The 18,361-nt window shown below is 69.3% G+C and carries 17 protein-coding genes and 1 pseudogene; 16 read left to right on the top strand and 2 right to left on the bottom strand.

The features are described from left to right. Positions 1-2: 2 nt before the first annotated feature. Positions 3-2,942 (top strand): TniQ family protein, encoded by a 2,940-nt coding sequence (locus tag RM812_RS32960; RefSeq protein ID WP_311581130.1) that lies wholly within the window; start codon positions 3-5, stop codon positions 2,940-2,942. 24 nt (positions 2,943-2,966) lie between these two features. Here RM812_RS32960 and RM812_RS32955 read toward each other — a convergent pair whose 3' ends face one another. Beyond that, positions 2,967-4,418, bottom strand: coding sequence for a glycosyltransferase family 39 protein (locus RM812_RS32955; RefSeq protein ID WP_311581024.1), 1,452 nt, complete (start codon positions 4,416-4,418; stop codon positions 2,967-2,969). A gap of 548 nt (positions 4,419-4,966) precedes the next feature. On the opposite strand from RM812_RS32955, the gene RM812_RS32950 reads away from it, so the two are divergent. The 15 genes and pseudogenes from RM812_RS32950 (at position 4,967) to RM812_RS32875 (ending at position 16,868) form a co-directional block, all read left to right on the top strand. Continuing rightward, positions 4,967-5,281 (top strand): DUF6112 family protein, encoded by a 315-nt coding sequence (locus RM812_RS32950; protein WP_311581021.1) that lies wholly within the window; start codon positions 4,967-4,969, stop codon positions 5,279-5,281. Then, the gene (locus RM812_RS32945) at positions 5,281-5,973 is read left to right on the top strand and encodes a hypothetical protein (RefSeq protein WP_311581018.1); all 693 of its coding nucleotides are present in this window, start codon (positions 5,281-5,283) and stop codon (positions 5,971-5,973) included. Before RM812_RS32950 ends, RM812_RS32945 begins: the two co-directional genes overlap by 1 nt. 36 nt (positions 5,974-6,009) lie before the next feature. After that, positions 6,010-7,380, top strand: a complete 1,371-nt coding sequence (locus RM812_RS32940; protein ID WP_311581015.1) for an SCO6881 family protein — start codon at positions 6,010-6,012, stop codon at positions 7,378-7,380. A gap of 81 nt (positions 7,381-7,461) precedes the next feature. Beyond that, positions 7,462-8,934: an SCO6880 family protein gene (locus tag RM812_RS32935; protein WP_311581012.1), complete on the top strand. Its 1,473-nt coding sequence runs from the start codon at positions 7,462-7,464 to the stop codon at positions 8,932-8,934. A gap of 97 nt (positions 8,935-9,031) precedes the next feature. Continuing rightward, positions 9,032-9,493 (top strand): DUF6238 family protein, encoded by a 462-nt coding sequence (locus RM812_RS32930; RefSeq protein WP_311581009.1) that lies wholly within the window; start codon positions 9,032-9,034, stop codon positions 9,491-9,493. A gap of 28 nt (positions 9,494-9,521) precedes the next feature. After that, positions 9,522-11,036 carry a VirB4 family type IV secretion system protein gene (locus tag RM812_RS32925; protein WP_311581006.1) on the top strand — a complete coding sequence of 505 codons (1,515 nt, stop codon included), beginning with the start codon at positions 9,522-9,524 and terminating at the stop codon, positions 11,034-11,036. A gap of 468 nt (positions 11,037-11,504) precedes the next feature. After that, a complete protein-coding gene (locus RM812_RS32915; protein ID WP_311581003.1) occupies positions 11,505-11,927 on the top strand; it encodes a hypothetical protein in 423 nt (140 codons plus the stop codon). Continuing rightward, positions 11,924-12,448, top strand: a complete 525-nt coding sequence (locus tag RM812_RS32910) for a hypothetical protein (protein ID WP_311581000.1) — start codon at positions 11,924-11,926, stop codon at positions 12,446-12,448. The genes RM812_RS32915 and RM812_RS32910 overlap by 4 nt, the downstream gene beginning before the upstream one ends. A gap of 54 nt (positions 12,449-12,502) precedes the next feature. Continuing rightward, complete coding sequence (locus RM812_RS32905; protein WP_311580998.1) at positions 12,503-13,018, top strand: hypothetical protein; 516 nt, start codon at positions 12,503-12,505, stop codon at positions 13,016-13,018. 89 nt (positions 13,019-13,107) lie between these two features. Then, entirely contained in the window at positions 13,108-13,332 is a 225-nt protein-coding gene (locus tag RM812_RS32900; RefSeq protein WP_311580996.1) for a hypothetical protein, read from the top strand. Further along, positions 13,322-14,263 carry a hypothetical protein gene (locus RM812_RS32895; protein ID WP_311580994.1) on the top strand — a complete coding sequence of 314 codons (942 nt, stop codon included), beginning with the start codon at positions 13,322-13,324 and terminating at the stop codon, positions 14,261-14,263. The genes RM812_RS32900 and RM812_RS32895 overlap by 11 nt, the downstream gene beginning before the upstream one ends. 291 nt (positions 14,264-14,554) lie before the next feature. Next, positions 14,555-15,349 (top strand): hypothetical protein, encoded by a 795-nt coding sequence (locus RM812_RS32890; protein ID WP_311580991.1) that lies wholly within the window; start codon positions 14,555-14,557, stop codon positions 15,347-15,349. Between the two features lie 113 nt (positions 15,350-15,462). Further along, complete coding sequence (locus tag RM812_RS32885) at positions 15,463-15,972, top strand: hypothetical protein (RefSeq protein ID WP_311580989.1); 510 nt, start codon at positions 15,463-15,465, stop codon at positions 15,970-15,972. Between the two features lie 43 nt (positions 15,973-16,015). Further along, positions 16,016-16,552, top strand: a pseudogene (locus tag RM812_RS32880) (glycosyltransferase family 2 protein); the annotation flags it as partial. An 85-nt stretch (positions 16,553-16,637) separates the two neighbouring features. Continuing rightward, complete coding sequence (locus RM812_RS32875; protein WP_030977339.1) at positions 16,638-16,868, top strand: hypothetical protein; 231 nt, start codon at positions 16,638-16,640, stop codon at positions 16,866-16,868. Between the two features lie 21 nt (positions 16,869-16,889). On the opposite strand, the gene RM812_RS32870 is transcribed toward RM812_RS32875, so the two are convergent. Then, the gene (locus tag RM812_RS32870; protein WP_311580983.1) at positions 16,890-18,128 is read right to left on the bottom strand and encodes an IS110 family RNA-guided transposase; all 1,239 of its coding nucleotides are present in this window, start codon (positions 18,126-18,128) and stop codon (positions 16,890-16,892) included. Positions 18,129-18,361: the final 233 nt, after the last annotated feature.

The raw sequence follows: 18,361 nt of genomic DNA, 5'->3' as shown, positions 1-18,361 counted from the left end.
AGATGCGAGTGCTGCCCCTGCGGATGCGCATCCTTCCCGGCGAGGGTCTGGACAGCTGGCTGGAGGCACTGGGCCGCCGCAACGGCCTGGCCTTCTCCACGTTCCTGCGCGTCATGGGCCTGCCCCGGCACTACCTCACACGCCCGCTGGTCAGCGGCCTGCCCGCCACCGTTCTGCGCGGGCTGGAGATCCGCACCGGTCTTCCGGCCGGCCGCCTCGATTCTGCGGTGATCGGCAGCGACTTTCCCTTCAGCCCTCGGCGGCAGCGACGATGCCGGTTCTGTCCCCAGTGCCTGGCCGAACGGGAAGGACGATGGCTGCTGAAGTGGTGGCTGCCCTGGACCTTCAGCTGCACCACCCACCGATCCCTGCTACACGACACCTGCCCCGGCTGCGGCGAAGGAGCACGCGTCAGGCTCCCCGGACACACCCTCCGGTTCCCGGTGGGAACCTGCACGCTCGGCTCCCGCCTCGCGTCGGTCTGCGGCACCGACCTCACCAGCGCCGAGCTCCTGCCATTGGCCTCCAGTCACCCGTTGCTCGCCGCCCAGCGCCGCGTCGACGCACTGCTTGCCGACCCCTCCACGGCCTACTCCGTCCTGGCCGACCTGAACCAGTGCACGCCATGGCTGATGCACACGATCAACGACACCGACGTCCAGTCGATGGGCCAGGCGGTCCGAGAACGCTGGCACCGCAGGCCGCTGGCCACGCGGACTCCCGCCGACCGGGTCAAGCCGCTCGGCGCCGCGGTCAACGGCGTCATCGCCCACGCGGCTCTGCCTTTCCTCGACACCCCGAACGACTCCATCGCCGTCCACGTTGTCCATGGACTGCGGACCCGGCGCGACACCCCGAACAAGGTGATCCCCCGGGGCATGACCACCGAACAGTGGTCCCAGCTCTCACCTGGCACACAGCGCCGATTCCTGCACGCCGGCGATCAGATCATGGGCGCCCTGGACCGCGTACGCTTCTCCTCCTCCACCCCACGCGCCCGCGTCCCCGAACCCGGCGAGGACAGCGCGAACGCACGCATCCGGCACGTCCCGCAGGCTCTCTGGCCCGGCTGGACAGTGCGGCTCATTCCCCGAGAGGGAACGAAGGAGAACCTCTTCCGAGGCATCGCCGCTGCACTCCTGCTCCTGCCCGGGGAACCGGCCCTGCGGGCACGCGCAGTCACCGACCGGCTGGGACCGCACCTGCCGAACGCCATGACCGTCATCTTGCAGCGAGCCCTCAAGTCCGGGCACCCGGACGTGCTCACCGCGCTCTGCAAGCTCGCCCACCACCTCGACGACCACGGCAGCCCCATCGACTACGAACGCCGGCGGCGCCTCATCCCCGCGATCCCTATCAGCCCCGACCAGTGGCGCGAACTCTGTTTCCGCACCGGCACCCAGCCCGGTGAACAGCTCAGCGCCAAGACCACCCAGGCTCCCCGTTACCTCAACGCGCAGCGCTACCTCAACCAACTCCTCACCGGCGCCGACCTCACCGACCCACGCCACCCCCTCGTCCTGCGATCGGCACCCGACCGCTCCCGGTACTTCGCCTTCCCGCCCTCCCTGACCCTCGACCAGCGAGACGCCCTCCACCAGCACGCGATCGGCATCCTGCACGACCTGAACATCGACGAGCCCCTGACCTGGGAGCCGCCGCAAGAGTGCGCCGACGGACTCGACCTTCCCGGCCGGCACCTCGATGACATCGACCTGGAAGAAGTACGCCGCATCGTCATCACCGAACAGCGGGCCCCCCGCGAGGCGGCCCGGGAACTGGACACCACCCTCACTCACATCCGATTCGCACTCGAACAGGTTCCCCGCGAGCCCCGCGAGTGGGGCAGGTCATCGAGCCTCGGCTCCTGGCGCCTGCACCAGCAGGCCAGGATGGTTCTCACCACGACCTTCCTGCAACGCGAGTACGTCGACGGCGACAAGTCGCTGGCCCACATCGCTCAGGAAACCGGCATCCCCCGCCACATCGCCGTCGCCCACGCCCGCGCCCTCGGGTTCGCCATCCGCCGCACCCGCAAGCCCTTCCCCATCGACGAGACATGGCTCCGCGAGCAATACCTCGCCCACAAGCGCTCAACCCTCGACATCGCCCAAGAACTCGGCACCGAAGACGAGACTGTCCGCCGACGCCTCAAGCACCTGAACGTTCCCCTGCGACCCCCAGGAGTGCACAGCCGCACCATCATGACCAAGATCGACACCAGCCTCCCCCGCGACATCCGGTCCGCCGCCGAAGGCACACTCCACGGCTGGCTCCGCCTCCACCGCTTCCAGATCGCCATGCGCTTCCCGTCTCTCGACAGTGCCGCCCACCACCTGAAGGCCGAACCCAACGCGCTGGTCACACAGTTCCAGCGGCTGGAACGCGACATCGGAGCAAGCCTCTTCGAGAGGGCAGCCTTCGGCCGCCCTCAACAGCCCACGCCGCAGGGCCGACGCCTGCTACGGCATCTCGGAACCGACCGCGCCCAGGCTCTGATGACCGCCTCACTTCCGCACGACGACACCTCAGACCCGCCCGACGACCGCGTCCTGGAAGCAGCCCGTGCCAAGTTCCGGGTTCGCCGCAGCCCCGGCCCGCCCACCCCGTTCAATGACATCGCGGTCGAGCGTGTCCGCATCACCAAGCCAACGCTCGCCCTCCTGCGCGACCTGGTCACCCGCCCACAAAAGGAGTTCTACGGCGCCGAGCTCATCGCACGCACAGGTCTCGATCCAGGAACTGTCTATCCCCAGCTCAAGAGGCTCGAACGAGCAGGATGGCTCACCAGTCGCCTCGAAGACGACAACAGCTGGATGAACAGAGCCACCCCGGGTCGCGGCCCCGGCAAGCGCCGCAACTTCTACGCCCTCACCGCTGAGGGCATCCGCGCCGCCCGCCACGAAACCCAACACCGCGTCAAGGGCCGAGCGAGTGCATGACACCCTGTGCGTCCATGTGACACGTTACGAGCGCCGCTCGTACACCGTCACTCTTCGTCCGCGGACCTGCCGATCTGCCACCGCAGTGAAGAATGCCCGCAGTACTGACATCTTCGCCTCGTCCCGCGCCGCCGACACTGGCCGGGCCACATTGGGCGCATCCGTGATCAACAAGACCCGTTGCTGTGACAAGAGATCGGTTCTTATCTGGTCGGGGCTGGCCTCCAGGCCCTTCAATGTCCCCGATGCCGCAGCGCTCTCGACCAGAGCGATATCCCGCAGGCCGGCGAAATCGTCGGGTGAGACCAGCGCCGTATCACGTCGTGCTGCCGGTATGAAGAGCACCGCGTCTCCGGCCTTCTTCAAGTGCCTTACGTCCGTCGCTACCGCCAGGACATCATCAACTCGACTCTCCGGAGAGCGCTTTGCTAGCAACTGCGGCAAGAGAACCAACACTGCCACCACGACAGCCACCGGGAGGAGCCATGACGACGTTCGCTGGTACCTCTTCCCGAGTGCGGCCACTGCCGCACCCAGCGCTGCACCGATCAGCAGAGCTAGACCCAGCATGCTGAACAAGACATAGCGGTCCAAGAACAGCGGTTGGACCAGCGATAGGCCGATCAATCCGATCTGCGGCACCGCCAGCAGCGGCAAGCCGACAGCCGCAACTGACAGCCGGCCCGACTGCGGCCTGTCCGCGAGGGCCCCGATCCCGCCGATCAGCAGCAGGACAGCCGGGCCGATCATCATGTGCCACGTCAGCGGAGGAATCCATGACACCTGATCCGACTGGCTCCGGCTGAAAAGAATCAACGGCAGGGCGGCTGCCACCGCGGCCGCCGAAGCGACGGCCCATCGCATCCATATCCCGCGTTCAGCCTTCGACCAGACCAGAGTTGCCAGGTGCGCGGGAAGAATCAGCAGGGAAAGCCAGTTCAGCAGCGCGCACAGCAAGACAGTGCCTCCATACGCTGTCCATCGACGCCGTCGGTCGCGGCCACGGTCTTCGAGCATGGTCACCAGCAGCAGGGTCGAGATCCCAGCACCCATCGCGATCAGCGCGTACGAACGACCTTCTTGGAGATAGAACTGCACAGCCGGAAGCAGAGCGAACGCCAGCCCTGCCGTCAGGCCCACCAACTGGCCGGCCAACCGACGGGCAATGACCGCCACACATGCCGCCGCCAATGACGTGGCCAGCACCGATGGCAGACGCAGGGTCGTGGTACCAGACCCGAAGCATTCGAAAAGCCCGTGCATCAGCAGGTAGTAGAGCCCGTGCACAGCATCGACCTGTCCCAGCATGTGCCAGATATCGGCAACGGGCCGCCGGGCTACTTGCCAGGTGGCGGCTTCGTCCCGCCATAGGGTGTGCTGCCGCGAAAGCCCCCACAGGCCGAGGGCGAAGGTCCAAAGCAGCGGGAGCGCCCAGACGGAGGAACGGCGCCATGGCGCGGCTATATGGCAAGTCATGGACTCTCAAACTCATCAAGGTCGCGGTGAAGCCCCCGAGGGCAGCCACGACCTCACGCCGCAAGCACCGTTCGATGGACAGTTGTGCGTGAGGAAAATATCCCGAGCTACACCGCACCCGCCATCGCCGGAGCTCGCCACCGCACCTCTTGGCTGAAACCGCACTCAGCTCACAGTTACTACCTGCGCAGCGAACGCGACAGCCGCGTACAGAATGTCCGCCTTGGTCCCAAGACTCACTACGCGGACCCTTCACAGCCCGCCGGTGGCTGACGCGCCAGAACCACGAACGCCCCCGGCGGTCTCAACACCCCAAAGAATCCGACAGTTCGCCCGGACAAATCCCCGACAAAAAGCCTGGACAACACTCAGAAGCCGAAGGTCATGCGGACACCTGACGACAAATTAAATCGGAACCTACAGCCCGGCGTCGCTCCAGGCGGGCCGGGTGCCGCTGCCACTCCCGGGCCCTTCGCTCGCCCCCCTCCGCTTTCACCTTCCCGTTGGCCCTCGCCGGGCCCACGTATGCAAGGAGCCCCGCCACACCTATGTCCGTCCCTCTCGCAGACCGCGTCATCCGGCTCGCCTACGACCCAGGCATCTCACCCAAGGGTGGTGGCCTGCCCGGTCTGAGCGTGCTGAAGAACGTCGTCAACTCGATCAACATGTTCGGGATCATCGCCGTCGTCGGCGCCCTCGCCGTCTCGCTCGGCGTCTGGGCCTGGGGCCACCACACCGGCGGCCACCAGGCCGAGGCCAACGGAAAGAAAGGTGCGGTCGTCGCCGCCGGCGCCGCTCTCGGTCTGGGTGCCGCGAACGGCATCGTGGCCTTCTTCTCCGGCCTGGGGTCTCAGGTCCACTGATGCGAAACCGTTTCCCTTCCCTTTCGCTGTCCTCGTACGGCTCGGGCTGGTCGGCCAACCGGCGCATCGCGATCTTCGCCGCCTCCGTCGCCGTCCTGCTCGCCCTCGCCGCGATCGTCGCCCTGCTGACCGGCGGCGGCAACGGCCACCAAGCCCCGGACAGCGCCGCGCCCGCCCCGACCGGCAGCCCGACCTCCTCGGGGGCCGCCCCCAAGCCTTCCTCCGGATCCGGTTCGGTGCCGGGGCCTCCGCAGATCGCCGAACCAGTCGCCTACGCCAAGGCTGCAGCCCAGATGCTGTGGTCCTACGACACCCGCGACACCAGCCGCGACCAGCAGCTCGCTGGCATGCATGCCTGGATGACCACGGAGACCAAGTACGCCGACTGGACGTCGGTCGCCGGCCAGGTCCCCGACCCGGTGCTGTGGTCGCGGATGGCCGACCAGGACCAGCACGCCACCGCTCACATCACCGAGGGCCACTACCCCGGCGCGTTCAAACAGGCGCTGGCCGAGGATCCGTCCGCGATCACCGAGGCGTACATCTACGTCGTCACCGTCAACGGCAAGCAGACTCTCAGCTGGGAGCAGGGCGGCGGCGGAGCCGAGGAACGCGCCGTGACCCTCGCCGTGCAGTGCCGCCCGAACCACGACTGCTATCTGGCCGCCATCGCTCCGAGCGTCACGCAGTGACCCGCGCCTGAGACACGAAAGGAGGAGTAACTCCTCGTGGGTTTCTGTGATTTCCCTCTGGCGGACAAGCTGTGCGCCGTCGGCGACGCGGTGGATTTCGCCTCGGACCCCGGCAAAGCCATCGGTGACTGGATGGCGAAGTCCGCGGGTGAACTGGCAGCCGCAGCAGCCGACCTGGCCGCCGAGGCCGTCAACACCACCACCAAGGTCGATCTGAACGCCGGGTGGTTCCGCGACAACTACGAAATGCTGTTGCCGCTGGGCCTGGTCCTGCTGGTCGCCACGTTCTGCGCGCAGCTGGTACGGGCCGCCGTCAGACGCGACGGACAAGCCCTCACACAGGCGTTCACCGGCACCATGTCCGGCGTCCTGTTCGCTTTCTGTGCCATCGCTTTGACCACGGTCGCCGTCGAAGTGGTCGACGCCGTCTCCGACGGCCTGTTCAAGACCGCCCACCTGAATATCGAGACGGCCGTGCGGCGCACCGTGCAGGTCGACGGGATCGGGGGTCTGAGCGGCCTGGGCTGGCTTGTCGCCGCCGTCGCCGGTCTCGGAGCTGCTGTCGGTGCCTTTCTGTACTGGTGCGTGATGATGGTCCGCAAGGTCGGCATCCTCGTCATGGTCACCCTGGCGATCTTCGCGTCCGCCGGTGGTGGCTGGGAGGTCGCCCGGCGCTGGCGCAAGGGCTGGATCGAGGCCACCGCCACTCTTGTCGTCTCCAAGCTGCTGATGACCGTGATCTTCGTGCTTGGCATTGCCGCGATGGGCAAGACCGAGGCCAAGGACGGCATCGCCGCCCTCGCAGACGTCATGTCCGGCATCGTGATCATGGCCCTAGTGCTGATGTGTCCGTACGGCGTCTTCAAGTTCGTGCACTGGGCGGCCGAAGGCACCGACGGCGAGTCCATCCACCGTGCCGGCGGCGCCGGAGCACAGATCGCGAAAGCCCACGCCGAGAAGGCCGCCCGTAAGGCCGCCGCAGCCGCGGCCACCGCCGGAACCGGTGGCGCGGCAGCCGGAGCGGGCGCCGCACCGCAGGGTCCCGATCCCGCCGGAGGCTTCCCCGGCGACGTCGCCGCCAACCCGACCGGCGGAGGCACAGAAGGCAAGGACGGTTCGCAGGGCGGCGGAACGGGAGGCTCGCCCGGCGGCGGTGCCGTCAAGTCCGGCCTGGAGAAGACCGTCCAGCCTGCGCCGACGAGCGTGTCCGATGACACCAGTGGCCAGGTGGGAGGCAGCCCCGGTCCAGGCGGATCCGGCGCGAATGCCGCGTCCGGCCAGGGCGGCGGATGGCAGGCCACTCCGCCGACGACGACACCGCCTCCGCAGGGCGCGCCACCGTCCTCCGGCTCACAGAATGCCGCGTCAAGCGGGTCGGCTCCGCCGCCGCCTCCGACCGGCCTCTGATCCCCTGCCCGACTCCCGGGGGCGGGACGTGCACGCCACCTCCCGCCCCCGGATTCCACCCGCGCCTCCAGGACCCGCCCCATGACTGATCTTTCTGTCGCTCCGGTCACGGTGAAATTCCCGCACCGGAGCCGCCGCGGCATCCTCCTCGGCCTCTCCCTGCCCCAGCTCGTCCTCGTCTCCTGCACGCTGGCCCTGCTGCTGATGACGGTGATCTCCACCGGGCTGCTCGGCGCGCTCGCCCTGGCACCGCTGTGGGCGGTATCCGGCGCACTCGTCGCGATCCGCCGCCACGGCCGCTCCCTCATCGACTGGGCACCGATCGTCACCCGGTACACGCACCGCCGCCGTACCGGCCAGACCCTCTGGCTCGCCCGGCCCGTCACCCGGCCCCGGCAGGACGGCGTCCTCCACCTTCCCGGCACCGCAGCCTCGCTGAAGGTGGTCACTCCCGGCGACTCCGCCAACGGAGCTGCGGCCGTCCACGACCCGCATCAGCAGACCCTTACCGCCATCGCCCGCGTCACCAGCCGTGCCTTCGCCCTCCTCGACACCGCCACCCAGAACCACAACGTCACCAGCTGGGGACGCGCCCTCGCCGGCATCGCCCGCACCGGGCACGTCGCCACCGTCCAGGTACTGGAGCGCACCGTGCCCGACAGCGGTGACACGCTCACCCGGCACTGGACCCAGAACGGGCAGCCCCAGACCCCCGTCGCCGGACAGATCTACTCCGAACTGGTCGCCTCGGCCGGCCCGGCCGCCGCTCCGCACGAGACCTACCTCGCCATCTCCCTCGACCTCAAGGCCGCCCGGCGCCTGATCAGCCAGGCAGGCGGAGGGCTGCCCGGGGCGTTCACCGTCATGGAGCAGACCACCGCCTCCATCGCCCAGGCCGCCCGCAACGCCGGCCTGATGGTCACCGGGTGGCTGAGCGCGCGGGAGATCGCCGCCGTCATCCGCACCGCCTACGACCCGAAGGCGCTCGCCGCGCTCCAGCAGTGGTCCGAGACCGGCCGTGCCGAGGCCGACCCCGCAGCCGCCGGTCCCGTCGTGCAGTTCGAGGAGTACGACCGCCTCGCCACCGACAGCGCGCGGCACGCGACGTACTGGGTGGAGAACTGGCCGCGCACCGAGATGGGGGCCGGGTTCCTGCACGGGATCATGTTCACGGCCGGCGTACGTCGCAGCCTCTCCCTTATCTACGTGCCGCAGGGGCTCGAGTCCGCACTGCGAGACGTCCAGCGCAAGAAGGCCGCGATCATCGCCGACGCCAACGAGCGCGCCCGCCGCGGACAGGTCGACTCCGAAGAGGACTCCGTCGAGTACGCCGACGTCAAAACCCGCGAACGCCAGCTCATCGCCGGACACGCAGACGTGGCCCTGACCGGCCTGGTCACCGTCACCGCCGAGACCGACGCCCTCCTGGACGCCGCCTGCGCACAGATCGAGACCCACGCCGTCACCTCCGGAGTCGATCTCCGCAGACTCAACTACCAGCAGCCGGACGCCTTCGCCCTCTCTGCACTCCCTCTCGCCCGCACCGCCCTGTGAACCAGCCGCACCCGTGCGCGCTGGCCCCCTGCACTCCGGATCACCGCGACGGAACGCCCGCCGCTGCCCTGCCTACCGGCAGGAAGGACCACCACTGTTGACCTCTCCCCCGCGCCCCGACGACGCGCACCCCTACCTCCGCGCCGCGAGCGCCGGCATCCGCCACCACGCACGAGCCCTGGTGCCGTCGGACGCAGACCCGCCCAGGCCCGTGGACCGTCCGCACCTCGACGTAATGCACGCCCACCTCACCGCTCTGCTCCAGCTTCTGGACCGGCTCGCCGACCACACCCGTCCACCGCACCCTGCCGCCGGACGTCACCTGGCCACCGCCCACACCAGGCTCTGGCAGGCCACCACCGAAGTCCACGCTGCCTTCCACCTGCTGCCCGGCGCGGCCGAGGCCACCACCGCAGCAAGGGCCTGTCATCCAGAACGGCTTCCCGAGGGCCCCCCTGTGCTGACGATCTGCCAGCGCCACCTCGCCGCCGGACACGTCGTCCGCCGCAAGACCACCCCCACCGACCTCCGCCCGCACACCACGGCCTGCGTGCGATGAGCACCACCCGCAGAATCGAGGGCCCCCGATGAGTCATCGGCCCGCCCGCCGCGCCCGCCGCGCGTCCGCCAGCCCGCTGTTCACCCCCCACGGCACCGACCGCGCCAGCCGCAAGGCCGCCCGCCGCCAGCTCGCCGAGGCCACCGCCAAAGCCCGCGCGGAAGCCAGCGCCCACCAGAGCAACAGCACGCCCGCCGAGCACCAGATGCCCGCTCCGCTCTACCCACCGGGCGGACGCCCCGGGCCCGCCTCCGCCCGCGGGAACCGGCTGAAACTTCCCGCCCACCGCATGACCACCGCGGTCGCCGCTGGCGCCTACCCCTTCCTCGCCGAAGGCGGACTCGGCGCCGAGGGCATCTACATCGGCCGCGACGTACACGCCGAAGCGTCATTCGTCTTCGACCCGTTCGCGCTGTACGGCAAGGTCGAGGGGTTCACCAACCCGAACCTGCTCCTCGCCGGCGCGATCGGCCAGGGCAAGAGCGCCCTCGCCAAGTCGTTCGCGCTGCGGTCGGTCGCCTTCGGATACCGCGTCTACGTACCGTGCGACCCGAAGGGCGAATGGACGCCGGTGGCCGAAGCCCTCGACGGCCGGTCCGTCGCCCTCGGGCCCGGACTGCCCGGACGCCTGAACCCCCTGGACGCAGCCCCGCGCCCAGAGAGCGTGGCCGAGGCCGACTGGGTCGGCGAAATCCGCAAACGGCGCCTGCTCCTGCTCGGCTCCCTGGCCCGGACCGTCCTGGGCCGGGACCTGATGCCCATGGAACACACCGCCCTGGACGTCGCCCTCGACACCGTCGTCACCCGCGCCACTGACACACACCGCACCCCGCTCCTCGGCGACATCGCCGCCACCCTCAACAACCCGAACGCGCTCGACGAAGCCGCCGGGATGATGTCGGGCCAACTCGGCGACGCCGCCCGCGACCTGGCCCACGCCATGCGGCGCCTGGTCCACGGTGACCTGGCCGACATGTTCGACGCCCCCTCCACCGTCGCCTTCGATCCGAACGCGCCGATGCTCAACATCGACCTGTCCCGCCTCGGCGGCTCCGGGGACGACACCGCCCTCGTCCTCGCGATGACCTGCGCCTCCGCCTGGATGGAATCCGCCCTCTCCGACCCCGGCGGCGGCCGGCGCTGGATCGTCTACGACGAGGCGTGGCGCCTGATGCGGCACGTCGGCCTGCTTCAGCGGATGCAGGCCCAGTGGAAGCTCAGCCGCGGCCTCGGTATCGCCAACCTCATGGTGATCCATCGGTTGTCCGACCTGCTCACTGCCGGCGACGCCGGATCACAGGGCCGCGCCCTGGCCGAGGGCCTCCTGGCGGACTGCTCCACCCGGATCATCTACCGCCAGGAGACCGACCAGCTCCATGCCGCGGCCTCCCTACTCGGCCTGACCTCCGTCGAGATGGACGCCATCGCCCACCTCAACCGCGGGCGCGGTCTGTGGAAGGTCGCAGGCCGCAGCTTCATCGTGCAGCACCTCCTCCACAGCCACGAACTGGCACTCTTCGACACCGACGCCCGCATGCACTGAACGCAGCGCCGGGTTCACGAATCCTGACAACATCCCAGCAAGGAAGCCACCATCGAAACCTATCCGACCATCAACCTCTTCCCGTCGCTCGACGACGAGGACCTGAACGCCCTCGCCGATGACATACGCGAGAACGGGCTCCAGCACCCCATCGTCCTCGACCGGGAGGGTCGCCTTCTCGACGGACGAGGAAGGCTCGCGGCATGCGAACTTGCCCAGGTAGAGGCGGAATTCACCACCTATGACGGCGACCGTCCGGACGCCTACGTCCTCTCCGTAAATCTCCGCCGTCGAAGCCTCACCAAGGGGCAGGCGGCAATGATTACGGTCAAGGCCCGTTCCGTTTCGGAACACGGAGGGCGTTCCGACTCGGAACAGAGTCCGCGTTCCGAAACGGAACAGACAGCGCGCTCCCTGGGGGAGGCCACGGGCATCTCCCTGGCCCTGATCGGACGAGCCAGTACTGTCTTGCGGCACGCGCCCGACCTCGTCGACCCGGTGATCAATGGCGCCATGGGTCTGGACGAGGCGTACGACGTAGCGCGAGAGAACAAGGCCAAGGCCAACTCCGCTGAGGTGCAGCTCGCCCGGCTGCGCGAGGAGGATCCCCAGCTGGCCGACCGGGTCACCGAAGGCGACCTCTCTCTGCAGGGCGCTTGGGCCGAGCGGCGCGCACGGGTGGAGGAGGAGAAGCGTCAGCGCCGGGTCGCCACCCAGTTGCTGTGCGAGACGCTCCCCTCCCTGGCCCAGGTCCGTGGGACGCGCACCTTCGCCCTGTATGACCCCGATCTGGCGCCGCCCGGCAGGGCGGTGACACGGGAGGTCATCGAGCACGCGGCCAGCGCCCTGGCCGAGGCTGCCTCGGTGTGGGTGGAGCGTGACCTGCCGTGACCCACATCTCCAACGACGCGCTGCGCAAGCTGGTCCTTGAGGTCGCCCGGCGCATTACCACCGACCGCGGGCGCATCCACACCGACGAACTCCAGAGGGAGCTGGCCAAGGAGCTGGCCGAGCACGAGGACCTGATGCCGATGGCGCTCGCCAAGGGCTGTCAGGGCCTCATCCGGGACATGGGCGACCGGCACAGCCCCCGCCGGCGCCGCACGACCGGCGGCCTGTACCACCCCGACGCCGTTCTGAAGCTCGGCAACGGCATCTGGGTGTGGATGAAGGACGCCACCCCCACCGACATTACGCAGTGGGGACGGGTCTGCTCCCGCAACGCCGTACGCATCCTCACCTCCGAGGCCGAGACCCAGCAGTACATCGCCGACCGTACCGACGCCTTCCGCGCCCACCCCGGAATTGAGCGGCTCGCCTCCCTCGAAGAAGCCGTCTTCCACTATCAGCAGGACCCCCTCGACGACGGACTCGACGGCTTCCCCGACACCGACGACCTTGGCGACCTGTAGCCCGCCCCGGCCCCGAAGGACTTCCGCATCACCCCGCGCGACCCAGACTTCGATTTGTACGACAACGTCGGCCGCGACGCCGACCAGATCCACGCCGCCCGGTACAACCTCGCCACCCGCGGTGACCTGAAGAGGTGGGCACGACGCGACGCACAGCCCTTCCGCGCCGCGCACCCCCTACCCGACCAGCCCTGGCCGGCGCCCGATCCCACCCCGTACCTGGACGCCCTCGCCGCAGCCCAGACCCCGGCGGAGATCGACGCGGTCACCGACCACGTCCTGGACGCCGCCGAACCCGCACTGCGCGCCCTGAGCGACTACCTCGTCGCCGCCGCCCGGTGGAAGCAGGAGAACCGCGACGCGGCCAAGGGATCGCCTTCGCACCTGTTGATGACAGCGGCCAGCCGGGCGCTGTCGGTCCTGGCCCTCGCCGACGAAGCCGGCATGAACAGGCTGCGTGCCATCTACGACCCGGCACCCACACCCACGACGCCGACCAACCCCCAGCAGGGGGTTACCGCGCGCCTTCGGCCCTCGCCCCCGTCCCCTGGCACCGGGCCCCACCGGTAGCTCCCAGCTCCAACCGCCTCCCGAGCCCCGACCCAGCGCGAACACCCCAGCCCGCCCACACCCGGAGTCCCTTGACACACCCCCCGCACGTGAACGCCGCTGAATGGGCCGAAGCCCAACGCCGCAAAACCGCACTCGACGCCCTCATAGCGCAGCTCGCCGACCGCGAAGCCGAGAAGGAGCACGACCTGAGCGCCGCCTGCGACGACTGCGCACTCGACCGCGATCAGGTGCCGGAGCCGGAGACCGGCCTCGCCCGCCGGCCGACTCTGCGACACCGGCCGGCGTCCCGGAGGAGGAGCCGTGGCCGCTGACAAGCCGAACCCCACGGACGCCCGCGCGACCCCGCTCGCGCCGCTTCCCGACCACCAGGACGTGGAGACGCGATGGTGGCAGGAGCTGTGGCGTCGCCACACGCACATCACCACACCGCTACGGGCGCGCGGACTGCCCTGCGACATCGAGTTCGGCCTCAACGCCTACATCGTGCGCGTCTCGCTCCCCGACGACAGCTACCTGGTCATCAGTCCGCCGCACGACCCGCCCTCCGAGCGACCGCCCGGAGACCCGGGGGGCTGGATCGCCACTCGCGAGCACCCCGACGACCAGACGCTGTTCGAGGTCATCTACGACTCGGCTCCCTCCAACGACCCCGGTGCTCCGCAGCAGCCCGAAGCCCGCCACGGCGGCAGCGCCCAACCCCTGATCGAGGCGATCGACCACCGCCTCGCCCAGCTCGGGCTGCTACCGCACCCCGTCTTGCCCCACGAAAGCCCCCACCGACACCCAGCCCAACCGTCAGCCACGCCCGAGGCCCAGGATGTCCCCGGCACACCACACCACGGCCCCCGCTACGTCTACGGCGAGGCGCTGCGCGATCTGACCGACCGGCTCAACGCAGCCGAGTCGCATGCGGATGCCGCTGCCCTGCTGCACCAGATCCTGGAACCCACCGAGGGCCTGCTGGCGCAGCTCGGCGAGTTCTTCGAAGCAGCCGGTGAGAAGGCCAAGGAAGCCGAGGAGGACGACGGCTTCGACCTGTCCTACGACCTCGCCGACGCCGCTGCCGAGATCCGCAACCTCTCCGAGGTCCTGCACGTGGCCGACGACCGCATGCGGGTCCTCACTCCGCTCGCACCGGCACCACGACTGCCCTCCATCCCGGCCAACGTGTCGCCCCTTCCCCCACGGCCCCTCCCGCCGGCATCGCCGAAAGCCACCCCACCGGCCAGACGCACGCCCTGATCCCTTCCCCTGCGCACCCTTGGAGCCTCCATCCGCACCGCCCGCCGAACCCTGCCGCTGATCACCAGCGCCGCCTGCCTCGCCCTGGCCCTCACCGGGTGCGCCGGCGAAGACGGCCCCGCCCAGGCCCGGCAGACGCCCAGCGCCAGCGCCTCCCCGAAGTCGGCGCCTGCGCTCAGCGCCGCCCAGGCCCGCGACGTCATCACCCGCTATTCGAAGATCAACAACGAGGCCAACGCCGACCGCGACCGGCGCCTGCTCGACACCGTCGAGGACGGACCGCTGTACGCGATGTCCGTCTCGGACTACACCGAGACCGAAGGTCTTCCCGCCAAGGACCGCGAGCCGTACAAGGCGTGGTCCTACGACGTAGCGAACGCCAAGCTGTACATCCCCCGCCTGGCCGACGGGCAGGAACGCTGGTTCGCCGCCGCCCTCTCCAGCGAGAAGGGCAAGGCCCCCTCACGGCTGGCCGTGTTCGCCGAACAGCCCCAGCACAAGCGCTGGGAAATGGTGTCCGTCGTCGACCTGGACAGCCAGAAGCTGCCCGACGTCGCCCTCGACCGCGAGGGATACGCGACAGCTGTCGCCGCTAACGACAACAAGCAGCTGGCCGCCGACGCCAACGTGCTGCGTACCGCCGTACTGGACAACTTCGCCACCGGCGGCACGAACACCGGCACGAAGGTGCTCGCGCCGACCAAGGCCAGCAAGCGGCAGATCAAAGTCCACAGCGATGCCGTAACACGCTTCGGCGACAAGGGCACCAGCGTCTTCGACGGAGCCGACAACCGCTTCACGGACGCCTATGCTCTCAAGACTGCAGACGGCGGCGCGCTGATCGTCTTCGCCCACACGCACACGCAGACCGACGCCGTCGCGCACTCCGGGCTGCAGCTCAACCCCGGCAAGGGCGACCGGGCCTGGCTCCACGACGTGCCACGCACCTCCATCACGTACACGTTCGTGTGCAACGACGCCGCCACCGTCCCCGCGAAGGCCGAGCCCTCCCGCCTGATCGGCTACACCTGCGCCCGCACCGACGCCTCCGGGCCCCCGGTCGCCGCCTGGTCGCACCGCGCGTAGCCGCACCCTCCCGCCCTCTGCTCGCTCCGGAGACCTTCCTGTCCACACACTCCTTCATCGCCCGCCCCACCGCCGGCACGGGGTACAGCGGCATCCACGTCCAGCTCGATGGCGTGCCCAGCCACCACCTCCCGCTCCTCCTGGCCGCCTACCAGTACAAGTTCGGACGCGACGTCGAGGCCATGGCCCAGCACCTCATCGACGACATCACCGTCGGCTGGGACGAACTCGGCACCGATCTCCTCGACGACGCCCCGTCCACGCTCGTCGCCGCGCTGACCGGCGGCGAACACTGGCCCAGCCGGACCCTCGATCACCTGATCAGTCCGGACGGCTCGCCCCCGGTGCGCATGACGGTCACCGACACAACTGCCGGCGAACTGGGCATGCCGTGGGGCTACGTCCTGCATCCGCAGGGCATCGAAGTGATCAGCATGGCTCACACAGGCACGGGCCCCCTCGTCGCCTGGGACACCGACCCCAGCACGCCCTTCAGCGGCCACCCGGCGCACTGGCCTGCCATCACCACACGCCGGACGCCCCCCACCTCGCGCACCACGCGCACGCCGCTGCCCGCTGCCGGAGCAGCGTCGGCCGGGCCCCGCACGGCGGCCCGCCGCTGACCCGCACCGCCCCTCATTGCCGGAGACTTCCCTGCCCGCTCCCCTGATTACGGTCGTCATCGCCACCCGCCTGCGCGACGACCGCCTCGATTACCTGACCGCCATGCACGCCAGCCTCACCCGGCAGTCCGTGCCGTGGGAGGCCGTGATCGCGCTCGACGGCACCACACCCGAACGCCTGCCGGCCGCGCTCGCGCAGGACTCCCGCATCCGCACGCTGACGCTGCCCCGGCCGGTCGGCGCCGCCTGCGCCAGGAATCTGGCCCTCACCCACGTGCGCACTCCCTACATCAACTGGGCCGACGATGATGACCAGTTCACCGATGACGCCATGTCCGTACGGCTGGATATCCTGGAATCCACCGGGATCGGCTGGTGCGCGGGCTGGAGTGAGGACCAGTTCCCCGACGGCTCGACCACCCTGTGGCGCTGCCCGACCCCGCCCGGCCGGCACGAGGCCGGCGACGTGTGGACCTATTGGAAGTCGCCGACGGACACGATCCCCATCGGGCCGACCACGATCCTCGCCCGCACCGACCTCGTGCGCGCTGCGCCGATGGGCGGTCTCGTCCAGGGCGAGACACCTCACGTTGTTATGCCGTCAAGTCGGGGACGTCCGGCCCATGTAGCGTGATCTCCCTATTCGAACGGGCGGGGGTGGAACGATGGTCGACGTTGTACGCGTGATGGAGGCGCTGGCCGAGCAGGGCGTAACGGTGCTCTTCAAGGCAGATGCGGAGCGCATGCGCGATGGCGTCAGGCCGTGGACCTTCGTCGCGAACGGTGGCCCCTTCCATGAGGACCTGCTCGTGCGCACTGATGCGGCTTCGGTGGAGGACTGCCTGAAGACCTGTCTGCCTCAGCTGCGTGACCGCGGGCTGGTCATCCCTGAGTGAGGGGCGGCTCAGTCGGTCGATCTATGCAGCAGCGGCTTCTGTCGCTTCGGATGAAGCCGGAAAGGCCAGGCCCTCGTCGAAGCATCGGCGGTGCTGGAGGCAGTGGTAGAGCTGGCCGATCATGCGGTTGAAGAGGTTACGTTGGGCGGCTGCGTGCCAGTCGCCGCGTTTGCGTCGTCGTCGATAGTGGGCGTTGGCGCCGGTAGATGCTCGTAGCGAGGCGAATGCCCACAAGTAGCCGGCGTGGTTGAGCCGGTCGTTCTTCACCCATCGGCGAGTGATGGACGACTTCTTGCCGGAGGCCCTGGTGATGGGTGAGGAACCGGCGTATGCCTTCAGACCGCGGGCGTCGGCGAAGCGAGCACGGTCGTCGCCGATCTCAGCGAGGATCCGGGCGGCGAGCTGGATACCGAGCCCGGGGAAGCTCAGCAGGATCTCGGCGTCCGGGTGCTGAGGGAACGCCCCTTCCACCGCCTCGGCGAGTTGGTCGGCGGCGGTGCAGGCGGCCTCCAGCTGGATGAGGAGGGCGAGCATCTGCTTGCCGAGTGCTTCCTCGATGAGTGGCGGTTGATGGGCCCACTCGGCGCGGAAGACGTCGCGGATACGGTCGGCCTCCGCCTCGATGCCGCGCTTGCGGCCAGCGCGCTTGAGCGCAGCCTGGAGCTGGGTGCGGGTCAGCCGCGCCGCCCGGGTCGGAGTCGGTGCTGCCCGCAGGAGTTCGCGAGCCTCTGGACGGCACAAACCGTTGGTCCAGGTGGCGAAGGCGTTGAGGGCGGCCGGATAGTACTCGCGCAGGAGGCAACGGAGCTGGTTGGCGAGTTGCTGTCGGTTCCACAGCGAGTCCTGCTGAGCTCGAGCCAGGACGGCGATGGCCCGGCCGAGGTCGCTGTCTTCAGGCAGGGGGCGGTGGGCGTGCATGTCGGTGCGCAGGATGTTCGCCAGCACGAGAGCGTCGCCGGGATCGGACTTCTTGCGCGAGACGCTGTGCCGGTCGCGGTAGCGTGCGGCGGCCATCGGGTTGATCGCGTACACCTTCCGCTTCCCGGTCCGCAGCACCGCGACCAGCAGCCCTCGGGAGGTTTCGATCGCCACCGGGATCGGGTTCTCTTCGGAGTCGCCGTACTCGGTGAGCAAGTCCAGCAGCACCTTGTAGCCGGCCGCGTCGTCGGTGATGTGCCGCTTGGCCACCAGCGTGCCGGCGTCGTCGACCAGTGCGACGTCGTGGGTTCGTTCGGCCCAGTCGATTCCGCAGTAGATCAAAAGTCCCTCCCCATATGCAGGTGTTTGCGCTGGTCACGAGCGCATGCAGGGCCACGCGAGCGACCTAATCCCAGGCATCAACCGGTTCACGGCAGTGCCTCCACCTCACTAGTAGGGCTTGGTCATGTTGGTGCGGGGTCTGGCATGTCGCGGTGACAGGTGGGGCAGGCGCCGGTCCAGGTCGCGAGGAGTATCTGCAGCTCGCGGACGACTCGGTAGAGGCTCAGGCCGAC

This window comes from Streptomyces lancefieldiae (assembly GCF_031845825.1).
GTDB classification, from domain to species: Bacteria; Actinomycetota; Actinomycetes; order Streptomycetales; family Streptomycetaceae; genus Streptomyces; species Streptomyces lancefieldiae.
This window is presented reverse-complemented; position numbering and strand designations above follow the sequence as displayed.